Annotated in this window: 19 protein-coding genes and 1 other annotated feature; of the genes, 4 read left to right on the top strand and 15 right to left on the bottom strand. The window is 38.2% G+C overall.

Annotated features, from left to right (window positions below):
• Nucleotides 1-165: 165 nt before the first annotated feature.
• From AC58QM_RS35505 to AC58QM_RS35470, 8 genes are all read right to left on the bottom strand, one after another.
• Nucleotides 166-555, bottom strand: coding sequence for a hypothetical protein (locus tag AC58QM_RS35505; protein ID WP_497289368.1), 390 nt, complete (start codon nucleotides 553-555; stop codon nucleotides 166-168).
• A gap of 78 nt (nucleotides 556-633) precedes the next feature.
• Nucleotides 634-1,434 (bottom strand): methyltransferase domain-containing protein, encoded by an 801-nt coding sequence (locus AC58QM_RS35500; RefSeq protein ID WP_497289367.1) that lies wholly within the window; start codon nucleotides 1,432-1,434, stop codon nucleotides 634-636.
• A gap of 80 nt (nucleotides 1,435-1,514) precedes the next feature.
• Nucleotides 1,515-1,776: a binding site (T-box leader), on the bottom strand.
• A 175-nt stretch (nucleotides 1,777-1,951) separates the two neighbouring features.
• Entirely contained in the window at nucleotides 1,952-2,221 is a 270-nt protein-coding gene (locus tag AC58QM_RS35495; protein ID WP_497289366.1) for a hypothetical protein, read from the bottom strand.
• A gap of 230 nt (nucleotides 2,222-2,451) precedes the next feature.
• Complete coding sequence (locus AC58QM_RS35490; protein WP_497289365.1) at nucleotides 2,452-2,682, bottom strand: hypothetical protein; 231 nt, start codon at nucleotides 2,680-2,682, stop codon at nucleotides 2,452-2,454.
• Nucleotides 2,683-2,857: 175 nt separating this feature from the next.
• On the bottom strand, nucleotides 2,858-3,136 hold the full coding sequence (locus AC58QM_RS35485; protein WP_497289364.1) for a hypothetical protein: 279 nt from the start codon (nucleotides 3,134-3,136) through the stop codon (nucleotides 2,858-2,860).
• Between the two features lie 164 nt (nucleotides 3,137-3,300).
• Nucleotides 3,301-3,876, bottom strand: coding sequence for a group-specific protein (locus tag AC58QM_RS35480; protein WP_497289363.1), 576 nt, complete (start codon nucleotides 3,874-3,876; stop codon nucleotides 3,301-3,303).
• A gap of 199 nt (nucleotides 3,877-4,075) precedes the next feature.
• Nucleotides 4,076-4,450 carry a VOC family protein gene (locus tag AC58QM_RS35475; RefSeq protein ID WP_497289362.1) on the bottom strand — a complete coding sequence of 125 codons (375 nt, stop codon included), beginning with the start codon at nucleotides 4,448-4,450 and terminating at the stop codon, nucleotides 4,076-4,078.
• Between the two features lie 266 nt (nucleotides 4,451-4,716).
• Nucleotides 4,717-5,238, bottom strand: a complete 522-nt coding sequence (locus tag AC58QM_RS35470; protein ID WP_497289361.1) for a GNAT family N-acetyltransferase — start codon at nucleotides 5,236-5,238, stop codon at nucleotides 4,717-4,719.
• Between the two features lie 115 nt (nucleotides 5,239-5,353).
• Between AC58QM_RS35470 and AC58QM_RS35465 the strand changes: the two genes are divergently transcribed.
• On the top strand, nucleotides 5,354-6,268 hold the full coding sequence (locus tag AC58QM_RS35465) for a helix-turn-helix domain-containing protein (protein ID WP_497289360.1): 915 nt from the start codon (nucleotides 5,354-5,356) through the stop codon (nucleotides 6,266-6,268).
• Between the two features lie 321 nt (nucleotides 6,269-6,589).
• On the opposite strand, the gene AC58QM_RS35460 is transcribed toward AC58QM_RS35465, so the two are convergent.
• Genes AC58QM_RS35460 through AC58QM_RS35450 form a run of 3 tightly spaced genes read right to left on the bottom strand, consistent with a single transcriptional unit; the run spans nucleotide 6,590 to nucleotide 8,607 of the window.
• On the bottom strand, nucleotides 6,590-6,970 hold the full coding sequence (locus AC58QM_RS35460; protein WP_497289359.1) for a YolD-like family protein: 381 nt from the start codon (nucleotides 6,968-6,970) through the stop codon (nucleotides 6,590-6,592).
• A complete protein-coding gene (locus AC58QM_RS35455; protein ID WP_497289358.1) occupies nucleotides 6,967-8,238 on the bottom strand; it encodes a DNA polymerase IV in 1,272 nt (423 codons plus the stop codon). Before AC58QM_RS35455 ends, AC58QM_RS35460 begins: the two co-directional genes overlap by 4 nt.
• Entirely contained in the window at nucleotides 8,239-8,607 is a 369-nt protein-coding gene (locus AC58QM_RS35450; RefSeq protein ID WP_497289357.1) for a YhjD family protein, read from the bottom strand.
• A gap of 470 nt (nucleotides 8,608-9,077) precedes the next feature.
• Here AC58QM_RS35450 and AC58QM_RS35445 point away from each other — a divergent pair, with 470 nt between their 5' ends.
• Together AC58QM_RS35445 and AC58QM_RS35440 are read left to right on the top strand one after the other, a co-directional pair.
• Nucleotides 9,078-9,938: an ATP-dependent DNA ligase gene (locus AC58QM_RS35445; protein WP_497289369.1), complete on the top strand. Its 861-nt coding sequence runs from the start codon at nucleotides 9,078-9,080 to the stop codon at nucleotides 9,936-9,938.
• 12 nt (nucleotides 9,939-9,950) lie between these two features.
• On the top strand, nucleotides 9,951-10,106 hold the full coding sequence (locus tag AC58QM_RS35440; RefSeq protein WP_497289356.1) for a hypothetical protein: 156 nt from the start codon (nucleotides 9,951-9,953) through the stop codon (nucleotides 10,104-10,106).
• A 533-nt stretch (nucleotides 10,107-10,639) separates the two neighbouring features.
• Here AC58QM_RS35440 and AC58QM_RS35435 read toward each other — a convergent pair.
• Entirely contained in the window at nucleotides 10,640-11,854 is a 1,215-nt protein-coding gene (locus AC58QM_RS35435; protein WP_497289355.1) for a PDDEXK-like family protein, read from the bottom strand.
• A gap of 624 nt (nucleotides 11,855-12,478) precedes the next feature.
• Between AC58QM_RS35435 and AC58QM_RS35430 the strand changes: the two genes are divergently transcribed.
• Complete coding sequence (locus AC58QM_RS35430) at nucleotides 12,479-13,684, top strand: IS110 family RNA-guided transposase (RefSeq protein WP_497289354.1); 1,206 nt, start codon at nucleotides 12,479-12,481, stop codon at nucleotides 13,682-13,684.
• 196 nt (nucleotides 13,685-13,880) lie between these two features.
• On the opposite strand, the gene AC58QM_RS35425 is transcribed toward AC58QM_RS35430, so the two are convergent.
• From AC58QM_RS35425 to AC58QM_RS35415, 3 genes are all read right to left on the bottom strand, one after another.
• Complete coding sequence (locus AC58QM_RS35425) at nucleotides 13,881-14,495, bottom strand: HAD-IA family hydrolase (protein ID WP_497289353.1); 615 nt, start codon at nucleotides 14,493-14,495, stop codon at nucleotides 13,881-13,883.
• 783 nt (nucleotides 14,496-15,278) lie between these two features.
• Nucleotides 15,279-16,025 carry an AAC(3) family N-acetyltransferase gene (locus tag AC58QM_RS35420; RefSeq protein WP_497289352.1) on the bottom strand — a complete coding sequence of 249 codons (747 nt, stop codon included), beginning with the start codon at nucleotides 16,023-16,025 and terminating at the stop codon, nucleotides 15,279-15,281.
• Between the two features lie 455 nt (nucleotides 16,026-16,480).
• On the bottom strand, nucleotides 16,481-16,867 hold the full coding sequence (locus tag AC58QM_RS35415; RefSeq protein WP_497289351.1) for a hypothetical protein: 387 nt from the start codon (nucleotides 16,865-16,867) through the stop codon (nucleotides 16,481-16,483).
• Nucleotides 16,868-17,008 lie beyond the last annotated feature (141 nt).

Here is a 17,008-nt window from a genome sequence, read left to right as displayed (position 1 = left end):
ATTTACTTCCGTGCTTAATAGGACGGTTCTTTCTCATGCACTTTTTTTAGTATACCACCTCATGAACCTACTATTAATAATTAAATATTGACAAGCTATTAGCTGGAATAGCGGGGTGAAGGGCTGCCACGCGGCAGCCCTTAACTGTTTAACTATCGTTCTGCGTTAGTTCAAACCATAATAACTTCTATAAAAAGCCAGAAGTTTATCCTTTCCTAGTACATCAATGCCTACAAGATAGTCTAACTCAGACTGGGCTTCAGTAGTATTTAGAGTTCTTAAGTAAGATAATGTCTCACCTAATCCTGCGCCAATAAGCAATTCACCATCTATATAACAGCCAGTATCAAAGTCAATATTCTTAGTCTTCCAAATCAGCAACGTATCCTCAGGATTCCCTAATGAAAATAAGAGCACACAAAGCGCTTTAAGGTATTCATTATCATTTCGACTATCATTTAAGGTTTCTTGAACCAATAATTCTCGAAGTTTATTTCTATGTTCAACTTCAGGTTTTAAAGTATATTTTTCAAGTAACAAGTCAGTTCTATCCATTTGACTTTCCACCACCTTAACTATTGATTATACCTAAACTAACGTTATCCGATAGCTCAATGGTTAAACCTGTTTCTATCAGTGTTTCTTTCCAATGTACATCAGATGTTCAGCCAAACTCAGTAAGTTCTCACGCTCACATACTTGCTCTGCTAAGTCCAGCCAGGCTTCTACCACTTCAGGTGATTGATTAAGAAGTTCTGGTTCGCGTAAATATAAAAAGCTTTCACAATTAATTAAATGGAGTTTATCCAATTCAAACTGTTGGAAAAAGGGAAGCACATCGCTAGGACGGATAAAGAAATTATCTGAAAACCCATGACCTGAAAAATTCTCATCGTTTACTATGGTATTTAGCTGTAATCTCCTCTCCTCATTTAAGATCATACCTGGGTTACCGATTAGATAATCCCACACGAATGAATAAGAAGAAACAAAGGCTACGAAAATCATTCCGTTAGGTTTTAATTTTTTTAAGCATTCATTAATAGTAATGATCCTATCGTGTTCATCTTGCAGATGATACATCGGTCCCATGCAAAGGACATGATCAAACTGTCCATCTTGGATCTCCGATAAATCACGACAATCAACCCGCAGACCGTTCAGTGGCAGGTTAAACTCATTTGCCTTATTCAGTCCAAAATCTACGTTATTCTGGGAAAGATCCGCCAATGTAACATGACAGCCGCGCTGCGATAGGTATAATGAATACTTTCCAGGTCCGCCACCTAGGTCTAACACACGATCATTCGGCTTGATGTAACGGTTTATGTACCGCTTGGTAAGCTCAAACTCCACTTTATGCCGATCAAGTCTCCGCCACTCATAGTTTACGGTTTCATCATAAAATTTCCTTATATTTTCCAAACTGTCCATATTCACACCCTCCTAAAAATAAAGTAATTATTTGATCGTTGACGTTCTTAATAAAAAAATCCCGCCCCCAAGACAATTGTCTCAGGGACGAGATTGTGTATTTCTCGTGGTACCACCCAGGTTCGCAAATAGATCACCCTATAAGCCTCCTCAAGTACGGCATTAAACAAGAATGCTTATACTCTAGCTCTGTAACAGGAGCTCCTGTCACACCATCCCCTAAGTTTGGTTCCGATGTGCTGCTCAGAGGCTTTATTCGATAAAGAACTCTTGCTCCATTTCAGCTATCGGAGCTCTCTGTAAAAGAATTCAATTATGTACTTCCCTCTTCATCGCTTTTGAAATATTGGAATTATGATAACAAGTATTCACACTTCTGTAAACATGTTTTCTGAAAAATCAAAAAATTAAATCGTGAGTCAAGTTCCTGCTATCCTCCGTTAGAAGAGATTGCTGCCGTTCTATGCTGTTGGCAGTCTTCTGGTGATGTCTATTGAGCTATAGTTCTCTCGTTAGTTCAATCAACATTCTCTTTTTGAACCCTTGGGGATTCTCTAAATGAACCGAAAAAACTTGTAATAAGTCCAATTAGCCCAAAAGTAAATCCATAACCCGAAGAACCATCAAAAGCCAGCAGTACTATAATTCCGAGCAGTATTATATTAACACCTAAAAGTTGAACTTGAAGAGCACTTGGATTAATAAAGTCCAATAAAACATAAACGTAAAAAACCGAAATAACAAGTAGAGTTAGAATAATTAAAAATAATAAGCCAAAACTAACCATCTTGACCTCCTCTAATTAAGCATCTCAAAGCTCACTATTTCCTTAAGCATATCCTTAAATATATTCGCTTAAATTAACTTATTTCCTACATATTGTTAATTTAATAAACAAAAAGAGGCGCTGCCTCGAAGCAAGCCCCTCAACTATAGTTCTCCGTTAGCGTAATAAATCATATCGAACGCCGAATGCCCGAAGCAAGAATACGATGCCCTTGCTTGATTGAATCTACCCTACCATTCAATTTCTTGAAAAAGTTCTTTTAAATATTGATCTCCGATTTTGGCGTTTTCAAATAATTCTTCCGAGTTATCAAAATCTTGTGTATAACCATCTACATTCCTTGTGAAATAGACTCCCGTAGAGTTCTGGCTAATCCAATATCCTTCTTCTTTATGGTAAATAAGGAACTCTTCTCCCCAACCAACTCGTTGTTTCATTTCGAGGAATTTTTCATTTGTCATTCGATAATTCCTTTCTTGAATTTTTGTTTTGATACAGGATACATAAAATCCATAATCGAACTATTCGTGAAGGGTTTGAACTATCCTGCCCGTTACTTTAATAAACAAAAGAGGAACTGCCGCGAAGCAATTCCCCTCAACTATCGTTCCCCGTTAGCTTAACACAGAGTGGGCACTACTTCCCCGAAGCAATAGCAGTAATAATTCTAATAACTTGGTATATCATAAATGAGGCGAATACAAGGACAGAAATAGTAGCAAATATTCTCTGAGGATTTTTATACCACTTTGGAAAATGGTCGAGCCTTTTGGGTACTTGGAAACCCGAAATAATATCGACATGTTTGATTACATCGTTAAAGGGAGCCCTATCTTCAAGGGAACTCGTTTCGGTTTTGTTCTCAGTAAGATGAAGCGTCTCGTCATTAAATGGATTATAGGAAGTATTTTTCATTTTAGACCTCCTCAAATTTCACTATCCATATTATAACATTTTTTATAAGTTACAGGAAGGAACTAATAAACTAATCTGCCCGTTACCATGGAAACGCCAGCCAATCGTAATGATCGCCTGGCGAGGTGTCTTTATTAAGCTATAGTTCTTACGTTACTTCAATTCTATATTGCTATATCAGAGTTCTCACTCCAATCAATTATTTCTACATTTTCAATATCAACTTCTCCTCTAATAAAAATATGAGGAACAAAATGATATAAACCAAATTTATTTCCTAAACTTAGTTGCTCTCTATAATAGTCAACAGTTACTTCCGGTAAGCTATCCAGTTCTCTATATCCATCGATGTCATCTAACAATTGTATTTCGGAATTGTCGATTTCATTAGATATTCCTTTAAATTTATCTTTGCTATATCTATAAAGAGCAATGGTTGCTTCCTCATCAACTTTTGCAATCGGTATCTTATAAAATAAACGATTAAACGTAAATTCTGGGTTTCCACCTGACTCAACTAGTCCTTTGTAAACTAAATTGGGGTGTATTGGGAGAAAATGAATTACATCATTCCATAAACAGTTTAATTTAGGAACCGTTCTTTCCAAGAGGATTAGTCTGTTAGGTTTATATTTAGTTAGGTACTGTTCGTAGAGTTCTGAATTTGTTTCTTTTAAAACATTCAAAGACTTTAACTTTGTACCAATCATATTTTTGGGGACCGCATGATATATGTTCATAAATACTTTATCTCCTTTTCACTTCATTATGATTTGCCATATGAATAGTATATTCTTCATAAAATCGTTAGTTTCCTTTATTTGGAATATCTCTTTCTTACTTAGGAGGTTGAAACTAACCTGCCCGTTCGTTAACGGACAACGGCAGCCGATCGTATGACCAGCTGCCGCTATATGAGTATCAAACAAACGTTATCTGTTAGTTGAATTCAAGAAACTCCAGACGATTACCGAATGGATCATTTAAATAGAAACGTTTTACGCCTTCATCTGTTCTCGCATCATCGTCTATTACTTGAGTATTATTTTGAAGCAGATATGCCCGCAATGCATCGATATTTTTCACTTGAAATGCGGGATGGGCTTTTGTAGCAGGAACAAAGTCCTTTTGAACACCTATGTGGACCTGATGAATACCACATTGAAACCAAACGCCACCACGCTTTCTCAAGTTTTCAGGCTTAGGGATTTCCCTCCAACCAAGTAAATCAACAAAGAACAATTTTGCTGTTGGTTCACAACCTTCAGGAGCAGCCAATTGAACGTGATCAATTCCAAAAAAGTTAAAAGACATAATATAACAACTCCGATCAGTTTCACTCTATGGAACTTAGTTTCATTATTTTAATTTTACAATATAATCCAAATAAAATCCATATATAAATTCAACCGTCTATCCTGCTCTTCTGCCTGTTACTTCAATAAACGAAAAAGGAGCTGCGCAAAGCAAGCTCCTCAACTATCGTTATCCGTTAGCTCAACGATCAAACAATTATGACTCCTCACATACTCTCAGTTTTCACGTTATCCTCCAGGCCTAGAGAACTTTTTGTAGAAAAACTAGTTATCATTTGCCAAGGAAATCTTACTTTCAATTTCAAAAAATTGTTCAAGTTTGATTATTCCCTCATCCTTACGTTCTATCTCGTACACACTTAGGTTATGTTTAGCGTAGACCTTTTTCCAAAATTGAACAGCGGGTATATTGCTCTTCAACTGGCCACAACAATATCTACCTGGGCAAAACTCAAAAAATTTTGTAGCAACTTCTGTACCGATGCCTTTCCTTCTGAATCTCCTGAGAATGAAAAAAGAATTTAACACATAATCAGAGTAATCCGGATTGGAATACGGGCCACTCTGAATCAGAATAAAACCTATTATCTCTCCATCCATTTCTATAAGGTAAGGTGTAAGTCCCTCTTTTTCAAAAAATAAATCCATAACGTCAAACTGATGCATCCCTGTTGAATCAATTTTAATATCATCCGTATATTCGGAAAGATCATGTAGGAAAAGCGTCATTAAATTCTCTAACATATTTTTTTGCTCAATAGTAACTTTATGAAAAATAAAATTCATTCTACAATCCCCTTACCTATTTCTAATATATTTAATGTTACAATAATAAGGTATCGTATTTTTCACCATAATGTTGAACAAATCTTGCTCATTTTTAATATAGAAGGGATCCTGAATGAATAAAAACATGTTAGAAGTAATTGAAGAGGTACTCGACTTTATTGAAGTTCACCTGACACAGAAAATAAATCTCGACGAGCTTTCACAAGTAGCCTACCTCTCCAAATTTCATTTTCACAGAGTTCTCAGTCATGCCGTTGAACAGTCAATAATCAATTACATTCGTGCAAGAAAATTATCAGCAAGCATTGATTTACTTTTGAACACCAAGAAAACAATTCTGAATATAAGTTCAATCTTCGCTTTCGAACACGAACAATCTTACATACGGGCCTTCAAGAAACAATTTAACATTACTCCATCCAAATTTAGAAATGAAATGCCTCCACTCACTTTAATTGAGAAGGCAGATATTTCCCACGTACGAGAAATTCAAAATGGTGTCTTGTTCAAACCTTCCGTCCTATTTAAGCCTGCTATCCAGTTGGTAGGTATGAAGCATAAAATTGATGTTGACGATAATATGAAAAATCATACTGCAAACCATGTTGGAAATGACTTCTTTATTAATCACCGTAAGTTTGTAAAAAACGTTATTAAAAAGCAAGTTTATATTGGTTTAACAAGGTTCGATTCCTGGAATGAGAAATCTTACTCCATCTACTTCCCTTCTGTTCAAGTTTCATCATTTTCAGAGGTCCCCCCTGGAATGGAGGAGAATTTTTTACCAGCTAGCAAATACGCAGTTTTTAAATATATAGGCGGGTTTCACCCTATGAACCTTACTATTCAACATTTGGAACAAATCTGGTCGTATATTCAAAACTATGTAATTCTTAATAAACCAAGTTACTATCAATCGGAACGATTCCATTTTGAATATATCGATGAGTGCATTGCGACGGATCAATATTGCGAAGTAGACATTTATATACCAATTCAATCGGTATCTCTCGAAAATAATGCTTGAAATCGTGGTAGTATCAAGTAGTCTGGATGTTCGTATCCTTATATGTTACATTGCAAAACTTGCCCTTTGAGAACTTTCGGTTAACCGTAAGTTGTAACATTTTGAAAATAACTCCCCCCTTTAGCGGGGATCCTGCCTGCCACGCATAACTGCCCATTAGTTTAATGCCTTTTACATCTAGCACTAATAGCACAAAAATGCAAAATAAAACAAAACAAGCCCAAAGGATGCTTTCCCTCGGGCTTGTTCACCAGTTCTTCTGGATTTAAGGATATCTTAACACAATTAACCATTTGGCTGAAAGAATCATTTATGAATATTCTACGGATCAATCCTCTCATCTTCTGACCACTCTTTACTTAGCTCCACTTTAAGTACATCTTGAAATCGGATCCAATCCGAACCCTCTAACCCACTGAACGGATCAACAGTGTCCAAACGAAATTCTCCATGCTTGCTGCGTGTCACTACACCCGAAATAGTCCGTGACTGGTATTTGTCATATAGGGTGATTTGTACAGTTATTTTGTAAATTTGGGATTGGCTAATTGTAGCAGAGATGAAATGAATTTCTTGCTCATCGAGCACTTGTCGCTTAATGTATAGCTTTTCTTTCTGAGCTCTGATTGCGGACTCTTTATGTTGAGGAAGCATCATCCGACTTGACTCCCATAGACCGTTCATTTCTAGTTTTTTGCTCATCTATAATGCCCCCCAATTTTACCGGCCCTGTCCGTTGCCAATCCTGCTTTCATTAAACTCGAAGCACGAATGATTGCTGTATTACCAAAACGGTCCTTTATACCATCTACTACGCGATCAAGCTCACGCAATTTCGTCACATCTTCGAACAGATCAAGTTGAGTAACGTCTTCCTCTGTAAGAGTTCCCAGCGTAACGCCAACCTTCCGCACGGGTAAGCCATTCCAATTGCGTCGAAATATTTCACGCACACAATCATAAACTTTTAACGTATGATTCGTATTAAGTGGCATCTTTCGTTGTTGACTGAAGCCAGTTGGAGAGTCATATGGCGAACACATACAGAAAACGTGGACTGTCCCGCTTGTAAACCCCTTAGACCTAGCATCGCGGCACACCTCTTCCGTTAACTCCAATAGGACTATGTCAACCTCCTCAACCGTCAAATAATCGCGAGGTAGCGTCATAGCGTGGCCAATTGACTTTGGTGCGATATCAAATGTCCCAGGCGTAACAGGACTATCGTCTAATCCGTTTGCCGTTCTCCACATTACTTCCGCTTGAATATCCGATTGCTTCCCGAAACGTGCACGGAATTTCTGTTTTAGCGTCGCTAATGGGGTTTTAGCCACATGACCTATTGTTGTCATACCAAGAGCGACAAAGTGGCGTGTCATTCGAGAACCAACTCCATACATCTTATCGATGGATAGCGGCCATAGAAATCGCTCAACATCATCCTTGCCTAGCGTAAATATTCCACTCGCATTTTTCTTTGCGAAATTATCAGTTGCCTGCTTTGCAAGTATTTTAGTAGGTCCAATTCCTACTCGAATTCGTACGTTCATTGATGCAGCAACTTTTTGTTGAATCATTACTGCCAGTTCATCTGGCGTACAACCAAAATGATTGAGTGATCCTGTAACGTCCAAGAACTGCTCATCAATTGAAAATATCTCTACAAGATCTGTGTACTTCTCATATATACCTGTTATTGCGAGTGACACATCAATATAGCGCTGCATGTGTGGACGCATTACAATTGCATTTGGACAAAGTTGCAATGCTTCGCCAAGTCGTTGAGCTGTTGTAATTCCAAAGCTTTTAGCTATTGGACATGCTGCCAAAATTATTCCTGATCTCCTAGCCGGATCCCCAGCTACAACCACAGGTAGATTGTCTAAACCTGGATGAGTCGCCTTTTCAACACTTGCATAGAATGACTGGCAGTCGGATAAGAAAATCGTCCTTTCACATTTCTTGCTCATCTAAACGCGCCTCCGCATGTTCATCAGAGTAGTCATTAATTCTGCTTTAACTAAACTTCGTAGCATTGTGAAATAGTAGATGTATCCGCGGACTTTGTATTCTATATTAATACCGATAGCATTTGTGGTTGTGTTTAGCACTTTGATATCACGCTTTTTCATATTGTTCTTAATACTTTGTATTTGAGGGTAGATATCGCTCTCCACTTCTTTCAAATAAAAGAGAACATGGTTATATACGATTTTATCTTTATATATCTTCAGCTCCTCCATGTCCCTGGTTAACATATCGAGCAAAATGGGTAATAACGTATACTCTTTAATAATTTGAACATCCTCCGCATTCTCAACTCTTGATACAACATTCATCTTTTCACCACCATCATAAAACATATGTTCGTATAAATTATTATATACCGAACACGTATTCGTTATGCAAGTACTAAAAATAAAAAAATCCCCACTGACCAATTACGGTCAATCAGGGATTTGCTATCTATATTTCAACAAGTGAGGTTATTCTTCAATCATAGATAGTTTAGATCAACATGCTCTGGAAAGTGTCATTTAACGACAGCTAATATTAATGCTATACCAGGTTATTTACAAGGCTGCCGAAGCCTAATTATTGAAGCCCGGAAATCATGACTCCGGGCTTATTCACCCATGTGGTTCATCTTCTTTTAAGAGCGAAATAAACTGGAAATGAGATAGCAGTTGCAATGCTCAAACAAACAAACGAACTAGGGATTACTATTTTTTTCATTTAACAAGACTCCTTAATTCCTCTAAATTCCATTAGTCACAGACTGCTCTAAGGTGTACCATTATTATGGGTGATGAAGAAAATGTTTATTCCTCCAATGCTTTTACAATACAGTATAAACAACCTGGCATTTGATGACTCTGCCACTTTTGCCGAACTCAAGTGGGATGGCATAAGGTTGATTGTTTCTAATTTAGACGAACTAAATCTATATACAAAAAATACAAATGCAACAGCTAAATATCCAGAGCTTCACAACCCGCCTATTCCGAAAGGGACCATACTAGATGGCGAAATTGTAGTACTTGATGAACAAGGTCGAGCCGATTTCGAAGCGTGTAACACAGGATTTCGATCCAGCAAGAGTAGAAAGCCAGTCGTATTTATGGCGTTTGATATCTTGTACCACCGCGGCGTAGATGTAACTAGTATGCCACTAGAACAACGAAAGCAGCTTCTTGAAGAGGCCATGCAGGAAAATGAAAACTACAGAATTGTACGGCCAATACAGGGCAGCACACAGGATTTCTTTAATATCGTATGTCAGCATGGGCTTGAAGGAATCGTGATAAAAAAGAAGGCTTCAAAGTATGAAACAGATTTACGATTATCTCGCTCAATTCGCTCGTGGTCATGGCAAAAGGTAATTAATTATCAAAAAGCAGAAGTCTATATAACTGGATATAGCAAGAAGGAACATTCATGGCTACTTGGTTATCCCGATGGCGACAAAATTCGACCAATCGGTGCTTTGGAGTTGGGGATAACCCAGTCGGCTCGCCAATCCATGTGGCCAGTATTCCATGCATACAAAAGTGGTGAGAGCAAAGATCACGTATTTGTTAAACCATTAGTACGTTGTAAGGTAAAGTATCGGGATTGGTATAAATCAGGTTTGATGCGGTTGCCGGTCTTCGAGGAATTTATTGTTTAGGGGTTGAAGGTCATGGAATGCAAAGTAAAACATATGGTAACGGGCGAGGAGAAAACACTGAGTCATCTTGAGATTAATGACATGGTGTATAACGATGCTAGGGAGGTAATTGTGTTTGATATAAGAATGGAAGCCTATAACTTACTTGAAGATAAATTGGAATTATAAAATAATTAAACCAAACTTTTTCAGTACATAAAGCCCTTGGGATGCTTTCCCTAATGGCTTTTTCTTTTTGTTCGATTCTCTAAGGACATGATCAAACTATCCATCTTGGATCCCCGATAAATCACTACAATCAACGCGCAGACCTCTTAGAGGCAGGATAATCTTGCAGCTCCAGTAGCCTGTTGATATTAGGTAATAAAATTCCTAACGTGCTACCACGTTATCCTGTCCGTTACTTTAATGTCCCTTTTACATTCGAATAAATTACTACAACTCAAACCTTTAACATCACCACGATTATGCACCTATGTTTGTGTCTTGAACTCGCGACATAAACATAGGTACTTTCAAATAAAAAATCCCCGATTTATGGGGATCTTAAAGCACTCATGTTTGTGTCGCCGGACAATTTGATAGATTAGTTCCTACCTTTTGTCGAACATGAATTACAAAATAAGCGATACGTTTTTTATGTAAGTTAGATTTCTGTCTTGCTCATAGAATGAATTTAATAAACGTGGGTTTACTTTCCGTTAAGGCGTAACTGATTGTGCTAATCCATCTTGAATAGCTTTATCAATCAATTTTAAGTCACCATTAATGAAATTATCGATATGCTTTTTGATTTTTTCTAAAATGACTTCTAACGATTCGTCTTTCTCCAGAAAACCTTTTGGCATAAGATCTTTTGAGTAAATTTGGGAATATTGAGGCGATAAGTTCAATAATCCTTTAAAAATTGTTGGATTTGCTTGAGCAATACTATGTATCCCCTGTCTTAGAGATGGATCTCCAGGTCCAATAATTAATTTGAGCACTAGTTTTTCATTGCGGTTTTGAAACTCGTACAGAAGCATTCTATTGCTACTTGTCCAGCCCATGCATGTTTTACCAATAAGATTATCCAATGAAGTCGTTGTAAATCGTACAAGATACTTGGTAGTACTATCTCTCACAATGTTTGGGGCATCTATAAGGAAATTATCAATAAAGCCTGAGACCTCAGAATAGGCGTCTGGTCGATATTCAAATATTAGATCCAATGCCTTTTGATGTTTATAATATATATCTCTGCATATTTTAGCTAATTCATTGTCTCCCACAATATGCCTCCTCAATATTTCCAAGTATTGCTCGATAAATAATTGCACACTATTAGAAATTCCATCCCTTTTTCGTTGCATAGCCTTCTCAATAATTTCGATGAAAAAAGGGTAGCTTATGGCAAGCCATTTTGAAGTATCACTTGGAGGTGCTCCGTCCGGTGTTAGGAAAATAAATACCTTTTCACTTCCTGGAAACTCCTCTTCAACTATTGAATAGTACTTTTCTAATTGCGTGGAGGATTCCCCACTCCATATTTTGTTTTCGATAATGATGACTAAATTGTTTTTTTCAGACGACAATGCAATATCGATATTCTTCCATTCCCGCCTTACTTGGAAATCATAGAAATCCATTAATGCGACCTGAATTAAAGAGATATTAACTGATTTTAGCTCGTTCTTATACTCGTGGAATAGCTTCTGTACAAATGATTTAGTTAATGCATCACCTAACCCATGGTTTTCCTGCGGCGAGAGTAACCATGCTAGTACATTGCTATGACGAATTTCTGTATTAACGATACCCAAGGTCTCAAATGCATTGAATCTAGAAATTCGAGACTCCAGTTCACTTAAGATCTCTATGTCCATCAGCAACGCTTCAAGGGCTTCCAGTTGTTTCTCGGATGTACTGTTTTCCAAAAGCATTCACTCCTTATATTTCCTTGCATAAAAACTATAGGTAATCATTGAAAAAAGCCCGGAGGATTCTTTCCCTCGGGCTTTAGTTTGTCCGGTGCTTCCAGTACATTTATTTATAATACCAGAGAATTCCATTAGTGTCTATCTTTTGTTAACTGTCGCCTGAAAGCATGTTTTTCATTTATTTTGACTTGATACCCTGTATGAATTCACCCACCTTATTTAAATTGTAGCTTGGTTCTTTACAATTTTGTTAACTGGATCAACGAGCTTTTTGTTCTCACTAACAGGTCTGACATCAGTAATTATCCCCCACTACTCCCCCATCTAGTCTCGAACCTGAGAGCAAGGCTTAATGATCCGTAATCTGCCCGTTCGTATTATGAGGTTAACCAGTTTTTACTGGTTGACCTCTTTTGTATTTTAGAGGTTTAGTAACGGTAGCCGGGGGCGAACGTCTCTGCCCGTGGGACCGCGATCCCGTGATGTAAACTGTTCACCCCCTACTTGTAGAAACATGTTTGAGGCTGGTTGAGACAACGATCTCGAATAACAAGCGAAGCTATGACACTGCAAGAAGGACTAGGGGCTACCGGCAAATTCAGTTTTAGGAGGGATCGAAGAATGAATCCAGTAATTGGTCTGGATATTGCAAAAGGAGAAAGTCAGGGCCAGGCCTTCTTGGATAAAGGACAGCCCTACGGAAAGAGCTTTACGATCATTCATACAAGAGAGGGACTGCTGCTTTTCCATCAGCTTTTAAAGGATCTTGAAGCCACGTCTGGACAAAAACCTACTGTTATTCTAGAGGCTACAGGCCATTACAATGCTCCTGTCACCCGGTTTCTAGATGATCAGGACTATTTCTACGTTGTTGTTAACCCGATTCTGTCTTATCAATCTAAAAAGTCTTCGAGCTTACGTAAAGTAAAAACAGATGCCATTGATGCCTATGCTTTATGCGAAATTTTTTACAAGGAGGACTTCGAGCATCGTAAGTCTAGAGGTGTGCAGCTACTAAATCTGCGTAATCTCACAAGACAGCATGAATCGGTAACGGGACAATTCGTTCAGATCAAACTTCAATTTCAAGCGGTGTTAGATCAGGTATTTCCGGAGTTTAGGGGCGTTTACGGGGCTTTATACTCTGTGGTTTCGCTGCAAACCTTGTTAGCCTTTCCAACGTCTGAGGACGTTCTCAGTGCCGGTGAAACTAAATTAACCGAGAAGATTTCGGTTTTATGTACAGGTCGTTCAGAAAAATGGGCTAAAGAAAAGGCTCAGAAGCTCATGGCAGCTGCAATTCGAAATCCGTTTCGAAAAGCGCCATATCAAAGTCACTTATTTAGTATAAATATGTACATTAGCATGCTCCTCCATTATAAAGAGCATCTATCGATCCTAGAAAAGCAAATAGATGCACTCGCTAATGAAGTTGAAGAATATGAGATTATCCAATCCATCCCCGGCATCGGTGAGAAAATCGCGGCAACGATTATCTCTGAAGTTGGTGAGATTGATCGGTTTAATCATCCTAAAAAGCTCGTTGCCTTTGTTGGCGTAGATCCCAGTGTTCACATCTCTGGAAAGTTTACGGCTACGATTAATCGGATCACAAAACGTGGCTCCAGCAGACTCAGGCACGCCTTGTACATGGCTGTGCTCTGCGGGCTGAGGCGCACTGGGAGTAAGAAGCTCAAAGCTTTTTACGACAAAAAAATGGCCGAAGGGAAACCTCACAAAGTAGCGATGATCGCATGTGTGAACAAGTTACTAAATTGGATATTTGCCATGCTTAAACGAAAAGAAGCATACCTTGAGTTGATTTGATTGGAAATTAAACGAAATCAATGAAAAACTTTCCAAAGCAATTTTGGAGGGTTATTTGGCATGCTCAGTAATTAGTATAGCACCATCTTCTCGATTTTCTATTGAAAAATCTTGACAAGTTATTAGCTGGTTTACTTCAACGAGGCTACCAATTAATGCCGGCAGCCTCGTCTTGGTTTATTATTGAACAAACGTATTAAATAATTGAATATATCTGTTGAATGTTATTTATCGTAAAATCAGAATTACTATTTTTTTCATTTCTATCTGTAAAAAAACAAGCATTTATTCCAGCATTTTTTGCTGCTAAAATATCCAAATCTCGATCACCAATCATTATAGCTTCAGTATGGATAATACTATGTTTATCAATAAGATATGTAATAGCTTCAGGACTTGGTTTTCTTTCAAAACCTTGATGTGAAGTTATAAAATCAGAAAAATAATTATATAAACCGTACTTTTTCAATAATTGGATTGCTGATTCTCCTCTATGAGTGTATAAATAATTTTTTCTATTTGTTGTATGAATGTATTTACAGATTGCCTCAACTCCTTCAAATGGCCTAGATAAATTTGTTTCCGAATCATTCCTTTGTTTATGATACTTTTCTATAAATATATGATCTATATGATATTTTTTTTCGTAGTGCTGTAAAGCATGAGACATAGATACTTTCATATGTGTCACTATTTCATCTAATGATTCTGCAATGCCTTCGTCTTCAAGTACTTCTTTAAAAATTCTTCCCATCACAGGATATGTATCAAAAAGAGTACCATCAAAATCCCAAATTACGTGTTTATACATTTTATTTCCCCCGTTCTTAAGCAAATGCGTAAGTCATTTCTATTTTATGTCCATTTCCATTCCCTTATTTTAACATGGAAGTGCCACGCAAATCTGCCCGTTAGATGAGAAAATGGCTGCCCATCGTGCCGGCAGCCTCCCATTGATGTGTATTGAACAAAAGTTCTCCGTTAGATTAACGAATAATATAAGTAGCTTATGAATATTTTAGCCAGGAGAATAATCAAAACGGCGATCCAGCCGAAAAAGAAAAGACCTAAACAGGCACTAAACATTTGTTTCCCGAAACTTCTTTTTTCATCTGAAATCTTGAGTGTTAAGACGAAACCAATAAATATTAAAAAGAATAAAGTCCAAAAGATGCTCTTGAATAGACAGATGGCTCCGCCGAATAAAAATGAAGCTAAGATAAAGTAAAATATCGATTTTTTCTTGTTCATTTTCACCTTTGATTTTATATGGCGTAATACCTCAAAGTGTAATTCTCCAACTAAAATTACAATAATTATTTCAATATCTTCTCTTCGTTTTCCTCCCTTTACTTTAACAAAACCAGGGAGTAGTTTTCGCGTGGCGAGCTGCTCCCTGGTTATTACGCTATAGTTCACCGTCCCTCAATAGTCTTATGTTTAATTAGAGTCGCTGCTTAATTCGATTTATGAATGATGGTTTTTTGTTTAAGGGTTTAATGTACGATCTTATCTTGGATTAGCTCCTTTACAAACGCTGTTGCAGATGCACGATTGACTGTAGCAAGTAAATTTAGATATATTGCAAAGAATATTAATAGTCGGTCAGATAGTTCGGGTCCTGCTTCAGATGTTTGGCAACCATAGCCCGGAGTTGCTTCGCGCTCATTAATCTGGTCGTTGCATTGCCGAATTTCCCGAGGGTCATGATACTGGTACTAAGTGCTTCAGGTTCGAGTTTCGTGAATGTGTTGGATCCGACCCGTGCGCAGTGGCGAAACTGTGGCGTGTAGTGACGGTCACCTTTGGGCCCGATCGTGTATAAGTCAGTTTTCTCGGCAGAAATCGTTCCGACTGCCCCATCCCATTCCTCGACCCCATGAATGAAAGTGTTACGACTAAAATTAACGCCGATCAGCAGGATCTGGGCACCCCGCTGCCAAAGTTTGTGATAGGTGCCGCCCGCTCCGCATGGGGTTTGCAGATGTTCCTCGCCCGCGATAAAGGACTCGGCATCTTTACCAAAGGCTGCCACTGAGTGGGTCGGGTGCAGAGAACGCACTACTCCTGGACGCTTGCGAAAAAGCTCGGTCAGCGCCCCGATGCATGTTGGCGTATACAGGTTGTCGCAGACCGGATTGTCAGTCCCGACATTGCGCCACGTATGCGCCCCCAGCACAATCAACCCGTCCTTCATGTAGTCACTCAGCGCATCAAGCACAGTCTCCGCACCACCCTCGACCGCTCCGATTGCCTTGTACGAAATATGGATTTTCAACGTCCCGAGCGGGTCAACGCCGATATTTTGAAGATGCTCGATCAAATCTGTCTTCGTAAACATAATGTACCTCCGTTTATTCTTATAGGAGGATTTTATCACAAATAACGCCATCTACAGCCAATGTTTACGAATCTTCCGTAAACGAAAAATCGGACGTTTAACAAACGGCAAGAACTGTTCGCTATTTATGAATGACACAATTGTAATAGCCATTTATTGCAACTGCTTTGTCTGTCATAATTTGATTTGAATTTATACTGCAAGCATTGGTCATTCAAAACGTCCAGGCATGGAAATTTCCTAGTATGCAGCCTCTGCTATTTGATCAGTCTTCGACCGGAGCAACCTGTAATTTGACTTCGTCGGAAATGTTATAAAGTTCTTGTCATTTCATTTTGACAAGAACTTTATAACATAAAACAAATAAGCTCAGTGAATACTGCTTTCAATGTTACTATGTTCTTGTCACCCGACAGCAGCTTCATCCTGATTTCTTATTGAACTAACGTTCTTCGTTAGTTTAACATTGAACTAGGAATCAACTTCCAAAAAGGAAGAAAGACCCAGCTTCCAAAAATAACCACCATCGAAAATCCTGTAATAATACCTACTCCTGCAAACAAAAAATACTGAGCTTTTCCTTTAATCCTTCCTATTGAATATCCGATTGCTAAGCTAAGAAAAACGAGTGTTAATCCAACGGTAAAAAGACCAATTGTGAATCCCGTAATGAAACTAAAAACGTAAATTCCTACCGCTGAAGCCCAATAAAGTTGATGCATACCTTTTATAGCCAGTATGGCGGACATTACACAAACAAGCAGTGACCCAAAAGCAATGGCTGCAAGCATTTTATCAACCTCACTTTCGCCTGTACCTTTAATCCTGTTCCCTTCTTGCACTATATATATTCCTCTTACTATTCAGTTATCCTGCCCGTTCGTATTATGAGGTCACCAGATCTTTCTGGTAGACCTCATTTTTGTATGGTCTTATTATAGCGGTAGCCGGGGATCGAACGTTTCTGCCCGTGGGACTTGGAT

The sequence above is a fragment of the Paenibacillus sp. J22P165 genome (assembly GCF_059692015.1).
The sequence above is the reverse complement of the archived record's forward strand: the minus strand, read 5'-3'. Positions and strand labels throughout refer to the sequence as shown.